Here is a 16,706-nt window from a genome sequence, read left to right as displayed (position 1 = left end):
AATCATGGCATATACAACAATTGACGTATATCAACACTGAGTGCGGCGCGCACAGCGGCGCGGATAATCAAACGTCTTTCATACTTGCAACGGGGTACTCATGCGGCATTTCAGAATTTCCTTTTTAGTCACTTTTGTCCTGATGGCGGTGTCGGGCTGGTGGGGTTACAGCCATGGCGGCATGCCGGGCATGATCCAGGCGCTGTGGATCACGGGCGTGCTGGGCATCATGGAAGTGTCGCTGTCGTTCGACAATGCCGTGGTCAACGCCTCGGTCTTGCGCCACTGGAATGAATTCTGGCAAAAACTGTTCTTGACGGTCGGTATCCTCGTGGCCGTCTTCGGCATGCGGCTGCTGTTCCCGCTCGTCATCGTTTCCGTCGCCACGGGCCTGAGCCTGGTCGACGTGTGGACCATGGCCACCACGACGCCGGACGTGTATGCCAAGCACCTGACGGACAACCATGCGCAAGTGGCGGCCTTCGGCGGCGCTTTCCTGCTGCTGGTCTTCCTGAACTTCCTGTTCGACGACGAGAAGGAATTGCACTGGCTGGGCTGGGCCGAGGAAAAAGTCAACGCGCTGGGCACCGAAAGCCTGGCCGTGCTGATCACCATGGGCGCCGTGGCCGCTTGCGTGGCCATGGGGCCGGTCGATGAAAAATACAGCGTGCTCGCGTCGGGCATCGTCGGCATCGCCGTCTACATCGGCGTGAACTGGATCAGCGGCTTGCTGGAAGAAGGCGAACCGGACTTGCAGGATGACGAAGAAGAAGGCGCCGCGCCAGCCCGCAACGGCAATGGCGACCTGGTAAAAAGCGTGGCACGCGGCAGTATCGGCGGCTTCCTGTACCTGGAAGTGCTGGATGCCTCGTTCAGCTTTGACGGCGTGATCGGCGCCTTCGCCATCACCAACGACGTCGTCGTCATCATGCTGGGCCTGGCCATCGGCGCCATGTTCGTGCGTTCGATGACGGTCTTCCTCGTGCACAAGGGTACCCTGGACGAATTCGTCTACCTCGAGCACGGTGCCCATTATGCGATCGGCATCCTCGCCCTGATCATGCTGGCGTCCGTCAAATACCATATTCCGGAGTGGTTCACGGGCCTGTCGGGCGTGGCTTTCATCCTGGTCTCGCTGTGGTCATCCTTGCGTTATCGCAAACGGCACGCGGCACAAGCTTGAAATCGGGGGTTCCGCCCCCAATTGAAAGAGTAATGGCACGAGCGCCATGCGCGCTCATCCCATGCAGGCATGTTTGAGTTATTTACTGAAAAGGAGCACCACATGGCAATCAGTTTGCAAAAAGGCGGCAACGTCAACCTGAGCAAGGAAGCACCGAACCTGAAGAAGATCATCGTCGGCCTCGGCTGGGATCCTCGTTCGACGGACGGCGCCACCTTCGACCTTGACGGTAGCGCGTTCCTCCTGAAAAGCGACGGCAAAGTCCGTGGCGACTCTGACTTCATCTTCTACAACAACCTGAAGTCGACCGATGGCTCCGTCGTCCACACGGGCGACAACACCACGGGCGAAGGCGAAGGCGACGATGAGCGCATCGAAATCGACCTGACCCGCGTGCCAAACGACATCGACCGCATCAGCATCACCGTCACCATCCACGACGCCGATGCGCGCCGCCAGAACTTCGGCATGGTCTCGAAAGCCTTCATCCGTTGCCTGAACGCGGAAGGCGAAAAAGAAATCGCCCGCTACGACCTGTCCGAAGACAGCTCGACGGAAACGGCGATGATCTTCGGCGAAATCTACCGCTACAACGGCGAATGGAAGTTCAAGGCCATCGGCCAGGGCTTCAACGGCGGCCTGGGCCCCCTCGCACGTTCGTTCGGCGTCAACGCCTAATTCACGCTCGTTAAACCTGCTGCGCCGCTCACTTTCGGGCCTGCGTTGCTCGCTACCTCGGCGGTCCCGTACCTCCGTACAGCTGCGCGACTTAACCCGAAATCGAGCTTGCTCGCTACGGTTTTCCGAGGTGAATTATCTTAATGTCATATCATTACTGCCGCCTGCACAGATCAGGCGGCTTTTTTTTGGAGATTTATCATGCCAGTATTTAGTGTCACGGGCGACGTCGATCCATTCCTGCACGTCAGCATGAAGCAGGGTGAAACCATCTATTGCGAATCCGATGCGATGGTGATGATGGAGACGGCGCTCGACTTGAAGGGCAAGATGACGGGCGGCCTGGGCAGCGCCATCATGCGCCGCTTCGCGAATGGCGAATCGTTCTTCCAGCAGCATATCGAAGCGGTGCGCGGCAGCGGCGACTGCCTGCTCTCGCCCACCCTGCCGGGCGCCATCGAAGTGGTCGACGTGGGCGCGCGCCAGTACCTGCTCAACGACGGCGCCTTTGTCGCCGCCACCTCGGGCACGGAAATGAAGGTGCGCACGCAAAGCATCGGCAACGCCCTGTTCGCCCAGTCGGGCGGCTTCTTCGTCATGGAGACGGCCGGCACGGGGCAAGTGGTGGTGTCGGGCTTCGGCTCCATGTTCCAGCTCGACGTCGAGCCGGGCAAGGACGTCGTGATCGACAATTCCCACGTGGTCTGCTGGGACAACAGCCTGAAATACGAGATTTCCGTGACCACGGGCGGCGGCTCGGGCAGTGGCGGCGGCATCGGCGGTTTCCTCGGCAATATCGTCAATAGCGTCACCAGCGGCGAAGGCATCGTGCTGCGCTTTTCCGGCTCGGGCAAAGTATTTATTTGCTCGCGCAACCGCGACGCCTTCCTGAAGTGGACGGCGTCGGGCAAAGCCGGCTGATCCCCAAACGCCCGCCAAAACCGTCCACGATGCGCAGCAGGTCTGGGCTGGCGTTTTTCTAAGGCCAGGTTAAGTTTTTCTAGCTACACTCCCCGCGCGCGCACCTGCGCGCGCCTTTTCTTTTACCCGGTCACCGTACATGCAAAGAGTCTGGTTCAACAAAACATTTTCCTCGGTCGGCACGGCCATGCGTTTGATCCGCGAAGCCGACATGGCCGCGACAAACGGCGTGCCCCGCTATCACATCGTGTGCAGCAATACGAATGCGCACGCTGCCGCCTTTTTGGCGGCCCACGAATATGCGGTCGAGCCGTCAGGCCTCACGGGTCTCGATTATGTCGAGTGGTGCCTGGAATTTTGCCGCGAGCGGGGCATCACGATTTTCTGGCCCGGCAAGGAAGCGGGCCTGATCGGCAGCGCCAGCGCGCGCTTCGCCGCCATCGGCACGCGCGTGCTCAGCGTGGCCAGCGAAGAGACCCTGACCCTGATGCACGACAAGGCGCGCTTCTGCGACGGCCTCGATCTGCCGATGGCGCGCCCGGCCGACTACCGCGCCGTGACCACCATTGCAGAATACGACGCCGCCTACACCGAGCTGCGCCCGCTGCATCGCAAGCTGTGCATCAAGCCGTCCGAATCCGTGTATGCCCTGGGCTTTGCCATTCTCGATGAGGAGCGCACCAGCGCCCAGCTGCTGCTGGCCGGCGCCGCCTACCAGATCAATGCGCAGGAATTGCGCAACGGCCTGGCGCAGATGGCATCGTTCAAGACCCTGCTGCTGATGGAATACCTCGATGGCCACGAATACAGCGCCGACTGCGTGGCAGACCAGGGCACGCTCGTTTGCGCCGTGCCGCGCAAGAAGCTGCACGGGGGCGGCAGCGGCCAGCTGATCGAGCTGCGCGCCGACTTGCTGGCGGCCTGCGAGAAACTGGCGCGCGACTACCGCCTGAATGGCGTCTTCAACATCCAGTTCCGCGAAGGCGCGAACGGCCTGGCGCTGCTGGAGATCAACCCGCGCATGTCGGGCGGCATCGGCATGGCTTGCGCGGCCGGCCCGAATTTGCCCTACCTGGCGCTGGCAGGTTTCGACCAGGGCTTTGACAAGCTCGCCGTGCCCGCCATCGCCGAAGGCATGCGCGTGGGCGAAGCCGCCTACGCCGTGGAGCTGCCATGAACCTCGTCAAGCAGCAGATGCCCACGGGCGAGCTGACCTTGAAAGTGGACGAGGCGCGCTTTCCGCTGGACTGGCTGATCGGCTTTGCCGCGCGCGCCAACGCCAAGCGCGGCTTCCTGTTCCTTTCAAAAGTGCTGGGCAAACACTGGCCCGTCACGCCGCGCGCCATGCAAACCATCCACGACGACCTGGCCGCGCAGATCCCTCCCAGCCTGCCCGGTCCCGTCGTCTTCATCGCCATGGCGGAAACGGCCGTCGGCCTGGGCCAGGGCGTGTTCGAAGCGTGGCTGCGCGCCAACCCGAACGGAAAAGCGTTGTTTTTGCACAGCTCGCGCTACCGCGTGGGCACGGTGCCCTTCTTCGAATTCGAGGAATCGCACAGCCACGCGCCGCGCCAGTTTTTGCATTTGTCGGACGCGGCCAGCGCCCTGTTTTCCACGGCCAGCAGCCTGGTGCTGATCGACGATGAAGCGTCGACCGGCAACACCTTCGCCAACCTGGTGCAAGTGTGCCGCGCGCGCTATCCGCAGCTGGAAAAGCTGCACCTGGGCGTGATCACCAACTTCATGGGCCAGGCCGCCAATGCGGGCTTGAGCGAGCGTTTCGGCCTGCCCACCAGCATAGGCGCGGCGCTCTCCGGCCAGTATGCCTTCCAGGCCGGCGCTGCGCCGGCTCCCGTGGCGGCCAGCGCGCAGCGCTTCGAGGCGAATGCGGAACGGGGCGCCAGTCCCGCGTTCGGCCGCATCGGCGTGGGACGCGCCCTGACGCCGCCGCAAGGCCTGGCCGTGCGGCTGGCGCAGGAAATCGGCGCAGGCGACTCCGTGCTCGTGCTGGGCACGGGCGAATTCATGCACCCGTCGTTCCTGCTGGCGCGCGAACTCGAAGCGCTGGGCAAGAACGTCGTGGTGCAATCGACCACGCGCTCGCCGATTTTGTCATGGGGCTCCGTCGGCCACATCGTCCACTGCGACGACAACTACGGCGAAGGCATCGCCAATTACCTGTACAACGTGGCGCCTGGCCAGTACCAGCACGTTTTCATCTGCCATGAAACCCCGGCCAGCCCGGCCCTCATGCAACTCGCCGGCCAGTTGAACGGCCGCCTGTTCCACTTTCAGTCAGAGACCACAATTGAAGAAATTCCTGTTTGTTGACCTGGACGACACACTGTTCCAGACCCCGAAAAAATGCCCGGGCGAGACCGACCTGCAAGCGGCCGCCTATTTGAAAAATGGCGACGCCTGCTCGTTTACGACGGCGCGCCAGCGCGCCTTCTTCGAGTTCGCGCAAAGCGGCATGACCCTGATACCCGCCACGGCGAGAAATGGCGACGCCTTCCGCCGCGTCGACCTGCCGTTTACCAGCTACAGCGTGCTCGATTACGGCGGCATCGTGCTGCAGCCGGGTGGTGCGCTCGACGCTGGCTGGCTGGCCCTGATGCAGAACGACATGCAGACGGCCTTGCCCGGCCTGCGGGACGCGATGCGCATCATCGACGATTTCCAGACCAGGACGGGCATGCCTTCGCGCGCGCGCCTGATCGAGGATTACGACACGCCGTTCTACATCGTCGTCAAGGACCATGAAGCGCGCGGCGAGCGCCTGGCCGACATCGAAGAGCAGGTGCTGCGGCAGTGGATCGCGGCGGAAGGTTCCGACTACTTCATCCACCGCAACGGCAACAACCTGGCCGTGCTGCCGAAGACCTTGAACAAGGCGCGCGCCGTGGCCTACCTGCGCGCGGAACTGGAAGCCGAACACGGCCCCATCGTCAGCTTCGGCATGGGCGACAGCCGTTCGGACGCGCGCTTCATGGCTGCCTGCGACTACGCCATCATCCCCAACGGTACCCAGCTGGCGGCACTCACGGTGGCGGCGCTATGACCGAAGGCACGCAGCATTTCAGCGGCAGCTACCGCCAGGAAGACGTGGAGTTCCTGCTCACGCCGATGGCGCTCGAGCCCATCCTCGACCTGGCCGAAAAAGAGCGTCTGATCCAGTCTGGCCAGCGCCACTACAGCGAAATGCTGTCGCCGGAATCCTTGCCCTCGCCCGCCTACCTGGCGTTGTTCCAGAGCGCGTTTGCGGCCAATCGCCTGCAGATGGCGCGCGACTGCCTGCGCCTGGCCGCCCTGATCGCGGCGCGTCGCACCGGGCCCATCACCTTGGTATCGCTGGCGCGCGCCGGCACGCCCGTGGGCGTGATCCTGGGCCACTTGCTGCGCCAGGTGTTCCAGCGCGACTGCAGCCACTATTCCGTCTCCATCATCCGCGACCGCGGCATCGATGCGAACGCCCTGCGGCACATCCTGGCACAGGGCCATGGCGACGCTTCCCTCGTCTTCGTCGACGGCTGGACGGGCAAGGGCGTGATCTCGCGCGAACTGCGCCAGACCGTCAACGACTTCAATGCCGCGCATGGCACGGCCATCGACGGCGGCCTGTTCGTGCTGTCCGACCTGGCCGGCACGGCCGCCTGCGCCGCCTCGGCCAGCGACTACCTGATCCCGTCGAGCATCCTGAACGCCACCGTCTCGGGCCTGGTGAGCCGCTCCGTGCTCAATGATGCCATCGGTCCCGACGACTTCCACGGCTGCGTGTACTACGCGCAGTTCGAGCAGCACGACCAGTCGCGCGCTTTCGCCGACGGCCTGGTGGCCGACGCCATGGCCATTGCCGCCAGCAGCGGCGTGCCGCTGGCCGAAGCGAGCGATGCGCCGGCGATGGCGGCCCGCTCGCAAGCCTACATGGCCGCCGCGCAGCAGGCATACGGCATCAGCGACATCAACCTGATCAAGCCGGGCATCGGTGAAGCGACGCGCGTGCTGCTGCGCCGCGTGCCCGAGCGCCTGATCGTGCGCGACACGAATGCGCCGGACGTGGCACATTTGCTGCTTCTGGCGCAGGAAAAAGCCATACCCGTCACAGTAGAACCGGCGCTGCCTTACCAGGCGGTCGCCCTTATCAGGAGCGCAGTCGATGGATAACAACTCCCTACACCCACAAAGCGAACATAAGGCGGCGCTGGGCGCCTCCATGTATGTGCCGACCACGCACAAGGACTTGCTGGCGATCGCCAATGGCGACAAATTCAGCCATCTGCGTTCGGTCATTCTTTGCACCGAAGACGCCATCGCGGAACGCGACCTCAGTTACGCGCTGTTCAACCTGTCGCTGGCGCTGCAAAACATGGGCGACGACTCGGATACCTTGCGCTTCGTGCGCGTGCGCAATCTCGAAGTGCTGGCGCGCGTGCTGGCCATGCCCGGCGCCGACAAATTGAGCGGCTTCGTGCTGCCGAAATCCACGCGCAGCAATTTCAGCGCGTATTTCGAGCTGGTGCGCCACACGCACCACTGGCTCATGCCGACGCTGGAAACGGCGGAAGTGTTCGACGACGAGGAAATGAAGCAGTTCCGCATCGAGCTGTCGGCGCCGGAAGTGCGGCGCCGCATCCTGGCCCTGCGCATCGGCGGCAATGATCTGCTGGCCCTGCTGGGACTGCGCCGCCCCACCAGCGGCACCATTTACCAGACGCCGCTGGGCCAGGTCATCGGCCGCCTGGTCACCACCTTCAAGCCGCACGGCTTCCAGCTGACGGCGCCCGTCTTCGAGCACCTGTCGCAGGGCGGGTGGCTCGACGTGGAAGTGGCGCAGGACATGGCACACGGCATGATCGCCAAGACGGCCATCCACCCGGACCAGGTGCCGCAGATCGAGCGCCACTACCAGGTGGCGCAGTCCGACATCGAACTGGCGCTGCGCATCATCGACCCGGACAGCCCGGCCGTGTTCCGCATGCAGGAATCGATGTGCGAAGTGGCCACGCACAGCAGCTGGGCCTTGCGCATCATCGAGCAGGCGCGCCTGTTCGGCATCCGCCATGCGGCCGACGCGGCGCCCGCGCACCTGCCCACTACCACATTGACTCAACTCTCAAGCGACGAAGGGATTGCACGACCATGACCAATTTCACACGCGGACAAAAAGGCAAACTGGCTGACCTGGGCTTGAACGGCCCGTTTGCCGTCACCCTCGATATCGCATCGGGTTCGATGGAAGTGGACGTCAGCTGCTTCGGCGTCGATGCGGCAGGCAAGCTGTCGGACGACCGCTACATGGTGTTCTACAACCAGAAAAGCGCGCCGGACAACGCCGTCACGGTGGAGCTGAACGGCCCCCGCTCCACCTTCAAGGTCGACCTGTCGCGCCTGCCCGCCTCGATCGACAAGCTGGTGTTTACCGCGGCGACGGAACATGGCAGCATGCGCGCGCTGGGCAACTCCAGCATGGCGCTGGGCCAGGCAGCCACGTTCGCCTTCACGGGCACGGACTTCCAGGATGAAAAAGCCGTCATCATCGGCGAACTGTATCGCCGCGACGGCAGCTGGCGCTTCGGCGCCGTGGGCCAGGGTTTCGCGGGCGGCCTGGCGGCCCTGCTGAAGCACTTTGGCGGCAGCGAGGCCGCTTCGTCTTCCCCTGCGCCAGCACCGATCCCGGTGCCCACGCCAGCGGCCCCGCCGCCGGCAAATAAGATCTCGCTGTCGAAAATTCGCCTGGAAAAACGCGGCGACAAGATTTCGCTCGACAAGCGCGACAGCGGCGGCTATGGCCGCATCCGGGTCAACCTGAACTGGAACCAGAACGCGTCGCAAGGCCAGGCGCCCGCCTCGAAACTGGACACGGGCTTCCTCGGCAAACTGTTCAACAAGCCGGCCGGCCGTTCGGGCGGCATCGACCTCGATATCGGCTGCCTGTTCGAGATGAGCAACGGCAGCAAAAGCGCCGTGCAGGCGCTGGGCAACAGCTGGGGCGCCTACGACCGTCCGCCGTACATCCACCTGGAAGGCGACGACCGCACGGGCAGCATCAGCAGCGGCGAAAACATCTTCATCAACGGCACCCATTTCGACCAGATCAAGCGCGTGCTCGTCTACGCCTTCATCTACGAAGGCGTGCCGAACTGGGCCGCCACCGATGGCGTCGTGACGATCGAGATTCCCGGCCAGCCGACCGTGGAAGTGCGCCTCGACAGCGACAGCCAGCACGCCATGTGCGCCATCGCCATGCTGGAAAACCACGGCGGCAACCTGCAGGTGACAAAATTGGTGGAATACTTCGGCGGCCAAGGTAAAATCACGGCGCACCAGGCCATGGACGAACGCTACAATTTCGGCCTGAACTGGAAAGCCGGCCGCAAGGACTGATCCTTTTACCTAGACAACCCAACCATGACCCCTACGACCAAAAAAGTCACCTTCGCCTTCGCCATCTTCCTCGTGGCCGGCTTCCTGCTGCTGGCAGCCTACACGTGGATGGCCCTCAGCTTCTCGTACTCGGAAGGCGAACGGGCGGGCTACCTGCAGAAGTTCTCCAAGCGGGGCTGGATCTGCAAGACATGGGAGGGGGAATTGCTGCTGACGGCGCTGCCGGGCACCATCCCGGAAAAATTCCAGTTCAGCGTGCGCGATGAAGAGGTGGCGAAGCAGCTGACGGCCGCCGCCGGCAAGCGCATTCTCGTCACCTACAGCCAGCACAAGGGCGTGCCCACGCAATGCTTCGGCGAGACGGAATATTTTGCCGATAAAGTCGTCTTGAGCCAGTAACACCACAATTCGGCAGCATCGCGCCGGCCAGCCCTTCCAGGCCGGCGCCTCCCCTCCCGCCTCATCATTGGCGCGCCTCACACATTCTCACTTTCTTATACACTTGTGCTGAGTTCTGGCCAATACAGTCCATAAATGTAGCCAATGTGCAAGATTCTTGCGCAATCGCATGATGCCCCGCCAGACGACCTTTAGCGTGTATTCACCTGTCACTGGAAAACGTCATGCGCCTGCCATACACCGCCCTGGCCTTGCTGGCCGCCTCGCTCCCCCTGTCCGCTCAGGCACAGGATATCTCCGGCATGGCCGGCGCCCTGAAAGTGAACGCGACCAATGAGCGCACCTTTGTCGCCGCCGTCAGCTACACGCAGCCCGTGAACACCTACAGCGCCGTCAGCCTGTCGTACATCAACGAGGGACACCCGCAAGACCATCACCGCGACGGCATGGCGGGCCAGGTGTGGCTGCGCACGAAAAACGTGGAGCAAGGGCTGATGCTGGGCGCCGGCGTGGGCCGCTATTTTTTCTTCGACACGGCCAGGACGGACGACGGCCTCCACAACTTCGCCAATGACCATGGCTGGGGGTCCATCGCCAGCCTGCAGGCGCGCTGGCAATTCGACAACCGCTGGTATGCGCAGGCACAGCTCAACCGGATCAAGCCAGACGGCAAGGACAACACGACGCACCTGCTGATCGGCGCCGGCTACCGCTATGACGGCGTGCCCGGCGCCAAGCTGCACTTGCAGAACTGGGCATACGACGACACCCTGACCCTATCGACGGGCCACACCATCGTCAACAGTTTCCGCTCCGAAACCGCGCGCCCGTTCACCCTGGAATACCGGCGCGCGGCAGGAAAATACGTGGACTGGAGCGCCACCCTCATCGACGAAGGCGGCACGGCGCTGGCGCACCGGCGCGGCCTGGCCGCCCAGCTGTGGCTGATACGCTCGCTCAATGAAAAAGTGGAATTCGGCATGGGCGGCGGCCCGTACATGGCGTGGGATGCACGCGACACTCCGGGCCACGACGCGCGCCTGAACGGCCTGCTGTCGGCCGTGGCCCGCTACCACGTCAACCGCCACTGGGTGGCGCACGTGGTGTGGAACCGGGTGGTGACGGATTACCACCGCGATGCCGATGTGTTCCTGGTCGGCGTGGGCAGGAAGTTTTGAGGAAGATACAGACGTAACCCAAACCCAGGACTGGGGTCGGTCGCTGCGCGATTGAAACGCAGTCCATTGGACTGCGTTTCCCCATTAGGGTCCGACCCCGGCTGTTATCGGGTTCTCAGACTCTCAGCGCGAACGCCACACGGCTCCCGCGTCATTCGGCTGCGTCAGCCGCTCGATCACTTCCCGCGTCAAGCTGGCCGAACTCACCTGTTCGGCTTTCGCGCGGGCGGCGGTCAATGAGCTGGAAAACGCGCTTTGCGGCTGCTCCAGGCTGGCGCGCAGGGCGGCCAGTTCGCGCTCTTGCTGCTGCGCACGCTCCATTTCCCGTTCCAGCAACTGCTGCTTGGCAGCCGCCATCGCGCGCGTCGTCTCGGCCGCCTTGCGCTGCAGGGCCGCATGGGCCTGGGCGCTGGCCAGCAAGGCTTGCTGCGCGTCGAGCTTCTCGCTGGCGGCCTGCTGCGCGGCCAGTTCCAGCTGCTCGCGCTGGCGCATGGCGTCGAGCGCCTGCTGCTCCAGGGCGGCGCGCGCTTCGGCAGCCGCCGTCGCCTGCTTTTCCGCTTCCAGGCGGCCGGCGATGGCTTGCGAGGCGCGCTCTTCGGCGCTGCTGGTCTGGCGCTGCTGCACCAGTTTTTGCGCGATCAGGGCCAGCGACTCGCGTTCGGCCGCGACGAAATCGCGCTCGGACGCCAGCAGCGCTTCGGCCGCTTGCGCCTTGTCTTCTTCCACGCGGGCGCGCTCGCTATGCACCTGGCCCAGTTCCACGGCCAGGCGCGCCTGCGCCTGCACGGCTTGCGCGGCAGCGGCTTTCTGTTCGCCTTCGACGAGGGCCTGGTCCATCAGGATGCGGATGGCGTCCGCTTCCTTTTGCGCCGCTTCCCGCAAGGCCAGTTCGGCCGCGTGCTGGCCGCGCAGCAGTTCCGCTTGCGCGCCTTCGGCGGCGATGCGTTCCTGCGCCGCGCCAAACGCCAGCGCTTCCGCTTCCAGCTTTTCTTTCAAGGCGGTGATGGCGGCTTGTTCGGCGGCCAGGCGCTCCTGCTCCGCCTGCAGCAGCTGCTCTGCCTGACGGGCTTTTTCCTGCGCCAGTTGCGACACTTGCGCCTGCGCGGCCAAGGTCGCCTTGCCGGCATCGACTTCGGCCTGCTCGGCGTCGTTCTGGCTGGCGGCCAGTTCCGACGCCTGGCGCGCCAGTTCGGCGCGTTCCTGCGCCAGGCTGGCGGCGCGCTGCTGCTCTTCCAGTTCGCGGGCGGCGGCCACGGCGGCGGCCTGCTCGGCCGCTTCGCGGGCCTTGGTTTCTTCGAGAGCCGCTGTTTCCGCTTCCAGCTTGGCGTGGCCGGCGATTTCCGCATCCTGTTCGGCAGCCACGCGGGCCAGCGCCACGGCGCGCAGCTGGCGGTCCACCTCGATGCGCGCTTCGGTGGCGGCCAGGATGCGCACGTCGGCATCGCGGCGCGCCTGCGCGCTGGCCACGGCGACCATTTCCAGGCGCTCGCGGTGGATGGCCGCGTCGCGCAATTCCTTTTCCGTCTGCAGGCGCAAACGCAGCGACTGCGCCGCATGGCGTTCCGATTCCGCCTGCGCCAGCGCGATGGCTTCGCGTTCCTGTTCCAGGTGCGCCAGCGCGCGCGCTTCTTCCAGGGCGCGCACTTCGGCGGCGGCGCGATTGAATGCCGATTCCAGCGCGATCTGGTCGGCGCGCTCGCGCTGCACCGTCAAGTCCAGCGCTTCGCTTTCCGCTTCGGCCAGCATCTGCGCCGTCTGGCGCGCGCCGTGCGCATGGCGCTCGCGTTCGCGGGCCAGCACGGCCACTCGCGCGTCGGCCGAGGCGATGCCCACCATTTCTTCCTTGGCCGCCTGCACGGCGGCGACGCGCTCGACGGCCTGCAGGCGCGCCTGCTCCGTCTGCGCCTGCAATTCCTCGGCGGCGCGGGCGGCCTGCTCGGCCAGTTCCGACTGCACGGCCACCTGCTCGCTGGCGCGCAAGCGGCTTTCCTGCTCGGCGCGGGCGCGCTGTTCGGCGGCCAGGCGGATTTCATTGTCGGACTCCACGCGGGCGCGCAGTTCCGCCGTCTCCTGCTTGACGGCTTCCAGGCGGGCCACGCTCGCTTGCGCGGCGGCGCGCATGGTATCGAGACGTTCGCGGTTGGCGGCAATCGCTTCTTCAGCGGCCTGCGCATTTTGCTGCGCGGCGGCGGCGGCGGCCGCGTCGATGGCGGCGCGGTCCTCGGCCAGCGAGCGCACGCGTGCCTCGGCCAGGGCCCGGCTTTCGGCGGCGCAGGTGGCCTTCGCTTCCGCTTCCACACGGGCGATCGCCTCGTGGATGGCTTTCAATTCCATTTTCTGGCGTTCGGCGGCGGGTGCCTTGCTGTCGGCTTCGACTGCCGGCTCGGCCTGTGCTTCGGCTTGCAGCTCGGGCGTGATGGCGGCGGCAGGCGCTTCCGCCTTGCTTTCCAGGTCCTTGAAATCATGCAGCGAGACGATGCTGTCCTGGTCGAACTCGTCGTCGGCGGAATACGCGACGGTAAGGGAGGCGGCCTGGCGCTGATTTTGCTGTGCTTGCATGATTTCTCGCTTGTTCGGGTGAATTCCGTTGCTTATGGGAATTTATTACCACCATTATCGAACAGGCATGCACAAATCAGCGCGGCAAGAAGAGCGCCTTTTACCGCCCTTTTCATCATTTCACCAATCAAACCTACTGCGCGTCGCGCTTTGTGTCCGGCGATGCTCACTGGGCGTCAGCCCAGTTGCGCTTCTCGGACGCAAATCACTGCCGCTCGCTACGGTTTTATTGGCAAAATATGCATTCAGATGGGCCACAAAGGCGCCTCGTCCATCAACGCCACCTGTTCGCGCAATTCCAGGATGCGGTCCTGCCAGTAGCGCTGCGTGTTAAACCACGGGAAGGCGACGGGGAAGGCGGGGTCGTCCCAGCGGCGCGCCAGCCAGGCCGAATAATGGATCAGGCGCAGGGTGCGCAGCGCTTCGACCAGGTACAACTGGCGCGGGTCGAAATCGCAAAAATCCTCGTAGCCGGCCAGGATGTCGCCCATCTGGCGCACCTGGTCGCTGCGCTCGCCCGACAGCATCATCCACAGGTCCTGGATGGCCGGTCCCATGCGGCTGTCGTCGAAATCGACGAAATGGGGGCCGGCGTCCGTCCACAGCACGTTGCCGCCATGGCAGTCGCCGTGCGTGCGCAGCATGGCCACGTCGCCCGCGCGGTCATAGCAGCGCTTGACGCCGTCGAGCGCCTGCTGCGCCACGCTGGAATAGGCGGCCAGCAGTTCGGGCGGCAGGAAATTACCCTCCAGCAGAAACTCGCGCGGTTCGACGCCGAACGTCTGGTGATCGAGCGCCGGCCGTTCCTTGTAGGTCGACAGCGCGCCGACGGCGTGGATGCGGCCGATGAAGCGCCCTATCCATTCCAGCGTGGCCGGGTCGTCCAGCTCGGGCGCGCGTCCGCCATGACGGGGGAAGACGGCAAAGCGGAAGCCCTGGTACTGGTGCAGGGTGCTGCCATTGATGGACAGCGCCGGCACCACCTGGATTTCGCGCTCGACCAGCTCGGACACGAACGCGTGTTCTTCCAGGATGGCCGTATCGCTCCAGCGCGCGGGGCGGTAAAACTTGGCCACCAGCGGCGCGCTGTCTTCGATGCCCACCTGGTAGACGCGGTTTTCATAGCTGTTCAAGGCCAGCAGGCGGCCATCGCCGCGCAGCCCCACGCTATCGAGCGCGTCGAGCACGCAATCGGGGCTCAGGGCGGAAAAGGGATGGACGGGCCGGTCGTCCTCGTGCGGCTGGTTTTCATTGTGCATAAGCGACATTGTAAGGCGCGCGCGGGCCGCAGGTGCAAACACTTCGGTGCTGAAGCGCCGCAAGGCGTATACTGGCGCCTTACATTCATAAAAGAGCAAGCCATGCAACTCGAACAGCCATTATCAGAAAAAGAATTTGACGAATTAGACCAATTCCTGTTGTCGGACCGGTGCTCCGAAGACGCGATGACCATGGATATGCTGCACGGCTATCTGACGGCCGTGGCCATCGGTCCTGAGCCGATCATGCCGGCCGAATGGCTGCCGCGCGTATGGGGCGAAGATGCCAACGACGCGCCGAAGTTCAAGAACAGCAAGGAAGAAGAACGCATCGTCAATCTGATCATGCGCTTCATGAATGAAGTGCTGGTGACGTTCGAAGTGGCGCCGAAGGAGTTCGAAGCCCTGTTCGTCGAACACGACTACGAAGGCCAGACCCTGATCGATGCCGAAGCCTGGTGCTGGGGCTTCTGGGACGGCATGGAACTGCGTCCGGGCTCGTGGAACGAGATCTGGGATTCCGAAGTGGCCGAACTGATGCAGCCTATCTACCTGCTGGGCGCCGACGAAATCAAGGAAGAAGAGCTGAAACTGGTGGAAGACCCGGTCAAGGCGCACAAGCTGGCGCAGGAACTGGAAGCGAACCTGCCGGCCATCCACCGATTCTGGGTCCCGCGCCGCAAGGCTCCCGTGCAAACCATGAAGCGCGAAGAGCCGAAAGTGGGCCGCAACGACGACTGCCCTTGCGGCAGCGGCAAGAAGTTCAAGAAATGCTGCGGCGCCGAGCCGGCAGCCGAGTAATCAAGTCATTCGCGCCGGGCACTGTCCCGGCGTTTTCTTATCCCCTCTTGTAACGCCCCCCGCTGCCCACGCTGACGATGCGCCGCGCCTTGGCCACCGGCTTGGCCGCGTCTGGCACGGCGGCCAGCACCTGCATCGGCGCGGCCAGGGCCAGCGCGCCCGCCCCCGTTTTTTTCAGCGCGATGCGGCGCGCCACGCTGGCGGCGATCATGCGGCGCATAGCTCGCCCTCCCGCACCACCCGGTCGACGATATGGCGCCATTCGCACAGCTCGTGCACGCCCGGCTTGCGTTCGCCGAAGAACATGACGATGGTGTCGCCATTCGCGTCGAACAGTTCCACCGACGTCACCAGGCCATCGACCGTCGGTTTTTTCACCACCCAGGCGCTGGCGACATGGTCTTCGCGCAAATGCAGGTTGAAGCGCGCATCGAGGACATTGATCCACGGTCCCATCACGGCGATCTTGTGCACGGGTCCCGAATGGATCTGGATCATGCCGGCATTGCCGACGAAGGCCATGATCGATACTTTTTCAAGGGCGGCGTCGTTGAGCAGGTCGAGCACGCAGGATTTGTCGAGCTGCTGCACGAAGCGCGCCTCGGCCAGGCGCAGGCCCTGCAGGCGCGAGACCGAATATTTTTTCAACATGGTGAAAAATTCATGCGTGTCGCGCAAGTCTGCCCAGGCGGCGCGAAAGCCGGCCACGTCGATCTGCGCGTCGGGCAATTCGGCCGGCGCCGGCGCCGGCGCCTTCACGGCGATGCCGGCCGCCTGGTCCGCGTCGGCGAAATGCGCGACCAGCGCGTCATAAGCGGCAATATCGCTGTGCGGCTTCATGAAAATCTTGTGCACGGCCTGGCCGGCCGCGTCGAAAAACTGCAGGCTGCGCTGCACTTCCTTTTCTCCCATCTCGCGTACGGCAAAGCCATGCGCCCACTGACGGTAGAACACGCGCAAGTCGATGTCGCCGCCGAGCACCAGGCCCACGTGGTTGTTGTGGCTGGCATTTCGATAGACGCCCGTCTTTTCATGGACGCACGAGGCGTTGCGCGTCAGCGCCATGACTTCGCCCAGCGCTTCCAGCGCCTGGACGATGGCGGGCCAGTCGGGCTGCAGGCGCACGGCGCCCAGCAAGGCGCCGTTGGCCAGCGACAGGCCCGCATGCGAGGCGATCAGCTCGCCTTCGGAAATGGCCAGTTGCTCGGCGAAGTCGCGGTGGCGGGCTTTTTTCTCGCGGCGCAGGCGGGCAAATTCGCCGGCGATCATCTCGGTATTGCAAATAGGGGGCATGCTCGTCACGGTGTCTCCTTTCAAGGCGAACACTGGCTGGCATGGGCTGGC

16 protein-coding genes are annotated in these 16,706 nt (G+C 64.3%); 12 read left to right on the top strand and 4 right to left on the bottom strand.

Translation table 11 applies throughout. The features are described from left to right. Window positions 1-100: 100 nt before the first annotated feature. The 11 genes from CLU90_RS26275 (at window position 101) to CLU90_RS26225 (ending at window position 10,743) form a co-directional block, all read left to right on the top strand. Window positions 101-1,183 (top strand): DUF475 domain-containing protein, encoded by a 1,083-nt coding sequence (locus CLU90_RS26275; protein WP_100429224.1) that lies wholly within the window; start codon window positions 101-103, stop codon window positions 1,181-1,183. A gap of 102 nt (window positions 1,184-1,285) precedes the next feature. Then, complete coding sequence (locus CLU90_RS26270) at window positions 1,286-1,861, top strand: TerD family protein (protein WP_086146096.1); 576 nt, start codon at window positions 1,286-1,288, stop codon at window positions 1,859-1,861. Window positions 1,862-2,062: 201 nt separating this feature from the next. Then, entirely contained in the window at window positions 2,063-2,782 is a 720-nt protein-coding gene (locus CLU90_RS26265; RefSeq protein WP_092717810.1) for a TIGR00266 family protein, read from the top strand. Between the two features lie 139 nt (window positions 2,783-2,921). Further along, window positions 2,922-3,959: an ATP-grasp domain-containing protein gene (locus tag CLU90_RS26260; protein ID WP_092717807.1), complete on the top strand. Its 1,038-nt coding sequence runs from the start codon at window positions 2,922-2,924 to the stop codon at window positions 3,957-3,959. Further along, window positions 3,956-5,113 carry a phosphoribosyltransferase domain-containing protein gene (locus tag CLU90_RS26255; protein WP_092717804.1) on the top strand — a complete coding sequence of 386 codons (1,158 nt, stop codon included), beginning with the start codon at window positions 3,956-3,958 and terminating at the stop codon, window positions 5,111-5,113. Before CLU90_RS26260 ends, CLU90_RS26255 begins: the two co-directional genes overlap by 4 nt. Next, on the top strand, window positions 5,091-5,843 hold the full coding sequence (locus CLU90_RS26250) for an HAD family hydrolase (RefSeq protein ID WP_092717800.1): 753 nt from the start codon (window positions 5,091-5,093) through the stop codon (window positions 5,841-5,843). Before CLU90_RS26255 ends, CLU90_RS26250 begins: the two co-directional genes overlap by 23 nt. After that, the gene (locus CLU90_RS26245; protein ID WP_092717798.1) at window positions 5,840-6,946 is read left to right on the top strand and encodes a cysteine protease StiP family protein; all 1,107 of its coding nucleotides are present in this window, start codon (window positions 5,840-5,842) and stop codon (window positions 6,944-6,946) included. The genes CLU90_RS26250 and CLU90_RS26245 overlap by 4 nt, the downstream gene beginning before the upstream one ends. Further along, complete coding sequence (locus CLU90_RS26240; RefSeq protein WP_092717795.1) at window positions 6,939-7,925, top strand: HpcH/HpaI aldolase/citrate lyase family protein; 987 nt, start codon at window positions 6,939-6,941, stop codon at window positions 7,923-7,925. Before CLU90_RS26245 ends, CLU90_RS26240 begins: the two co-directional genes overlap by 8 nt. Continuing rightward, window positions 7,922-9,166 carry a TerD family protein gene (locus CLU90_RS26235; RefSeq protein WP_092717792.1) on the top strand — a complete coding sequence of 415 codons (1,245 nt, stop codon included), beginning with the start codon at window positions 7,922-7,924 and terminating at the stop codon, window positions 9,164-9,166. The genes CLU90_RS26240 and CLU90_RS26235 overlap by 4 nt, the downstream gene beginning before the upstream one ends. 24 nt (window positions 9,167-9,190) lie before the next feature. Next, entirely contained in the window at window positions 9,191-9,565 is a 375-nt protein-coding gene (locus tag CLU90_RS26230; RefSeq protein ID WP_046682297.1) for a hypothetical protein, read from the top strand. Between the two features lie 224 nt (window positions 9,566-9,789). Next, window positions 9,790-10,743, top strand: a complete 954-nt coding sequence (locus CLU90_RS26225) for a hypothetical protein (protein WP_092717789.1) — start codon at window positions 9,790-9,792, stop codon at window positions 10,741-10,743. A 123-nt stretch (window positions 10,744-10,866) separates the two neighbouring features. Here CLU90_RS26225 and CLU90_RS26220 read toward each other — a convergent pair whose 3' ends face one another. Both CLU90_RS26220 and CLU90_RS26215 read right to left on the bottom strand, forming a co-directional pair. Further along, window positions 10,867-13,302, bottom strand: a complete 2,436-nt coding sequence (locus CLU90_RS26220) for a hypothetical protein (protein WP_092717786.1) — start codon at window positions 13,300-13,302, stop codon at window positions 10,867-10,869. A gap of 245 nt (window positions 13,303-13,547) precedes the next feature. Continuing rightward, window positions 13,548-14,561 carry a serine/threonine protein kinase gene (locus CLU90_RS26215; RefSeq protein ID WP_092717783.1) on the bottom strand — a complete coding sequence of 338 codons (1,014 nt, stop codon included), beginning with the start codon at window positions 14,559-14,561 and terminating at the stop codon, window positions 13,548-13,550. Window positions 14,562-14,663: 102 nt separating this feature from the next. On the opposite strand from CLU90_RS26215, the gene CLU90_RS26210 reads away from it, so the two are divergent. Next, window positions 14,664-15,362, top strand: coding sequence for a UPF0149 family protein (locus tag CLU90_RS26210; protein WP_092717781.1), 699 nt, complete (start codon window positions 14,664-14,666; stop codon window positions 15,360-15,362). 37 nt (window positions 15,363-15,399) lie between these two features. Here CLU90_RS26210 and CLU90_RS26205 read toward each other — a convergent pair whose 3' ends face one another. After that, window positions 15,400-15,582, bottom strand: a complete 183-nt coding sequence (locus CLU90_RS26205; RefSeq protein ID WP_092717778.1) for a hypothetical protein — start codon at window positions 15,580-15,582, stop codon at window positions 15,400-15,402. After that, the gene (locus CLU90_RS26200; protein WP_175539408.1) at window positions 15,570-16,655 is read right to left on the bottom strand and encodes a hemin-degrading factor; all 1,086 of its coding nucleotides are present in this window, start codon (window positions 16,653-16,655) and stop codon (window positions 15,570-15,572) included. Before CLU90_RS26200 ends, CLU90_RS26205 begins: the two co-directional genes overlap by 13 nt. Window positions 16,656-16,706 lie beyond the last annotated feature (51 nt).

This window comes from Janthinobacterium sp. 67 (assembly GCF_002797895.1).
GTDB lineage: Bacteria > Pseudomonadota > Gammaproteobacteria > Burkholderiales > Burkholderiaceae_D > Janthinobacterium.
Note: the sequence above shows the minus strand (reverse complement) of the source record. Positions and strands in the feature narration are given on the sequence as shown.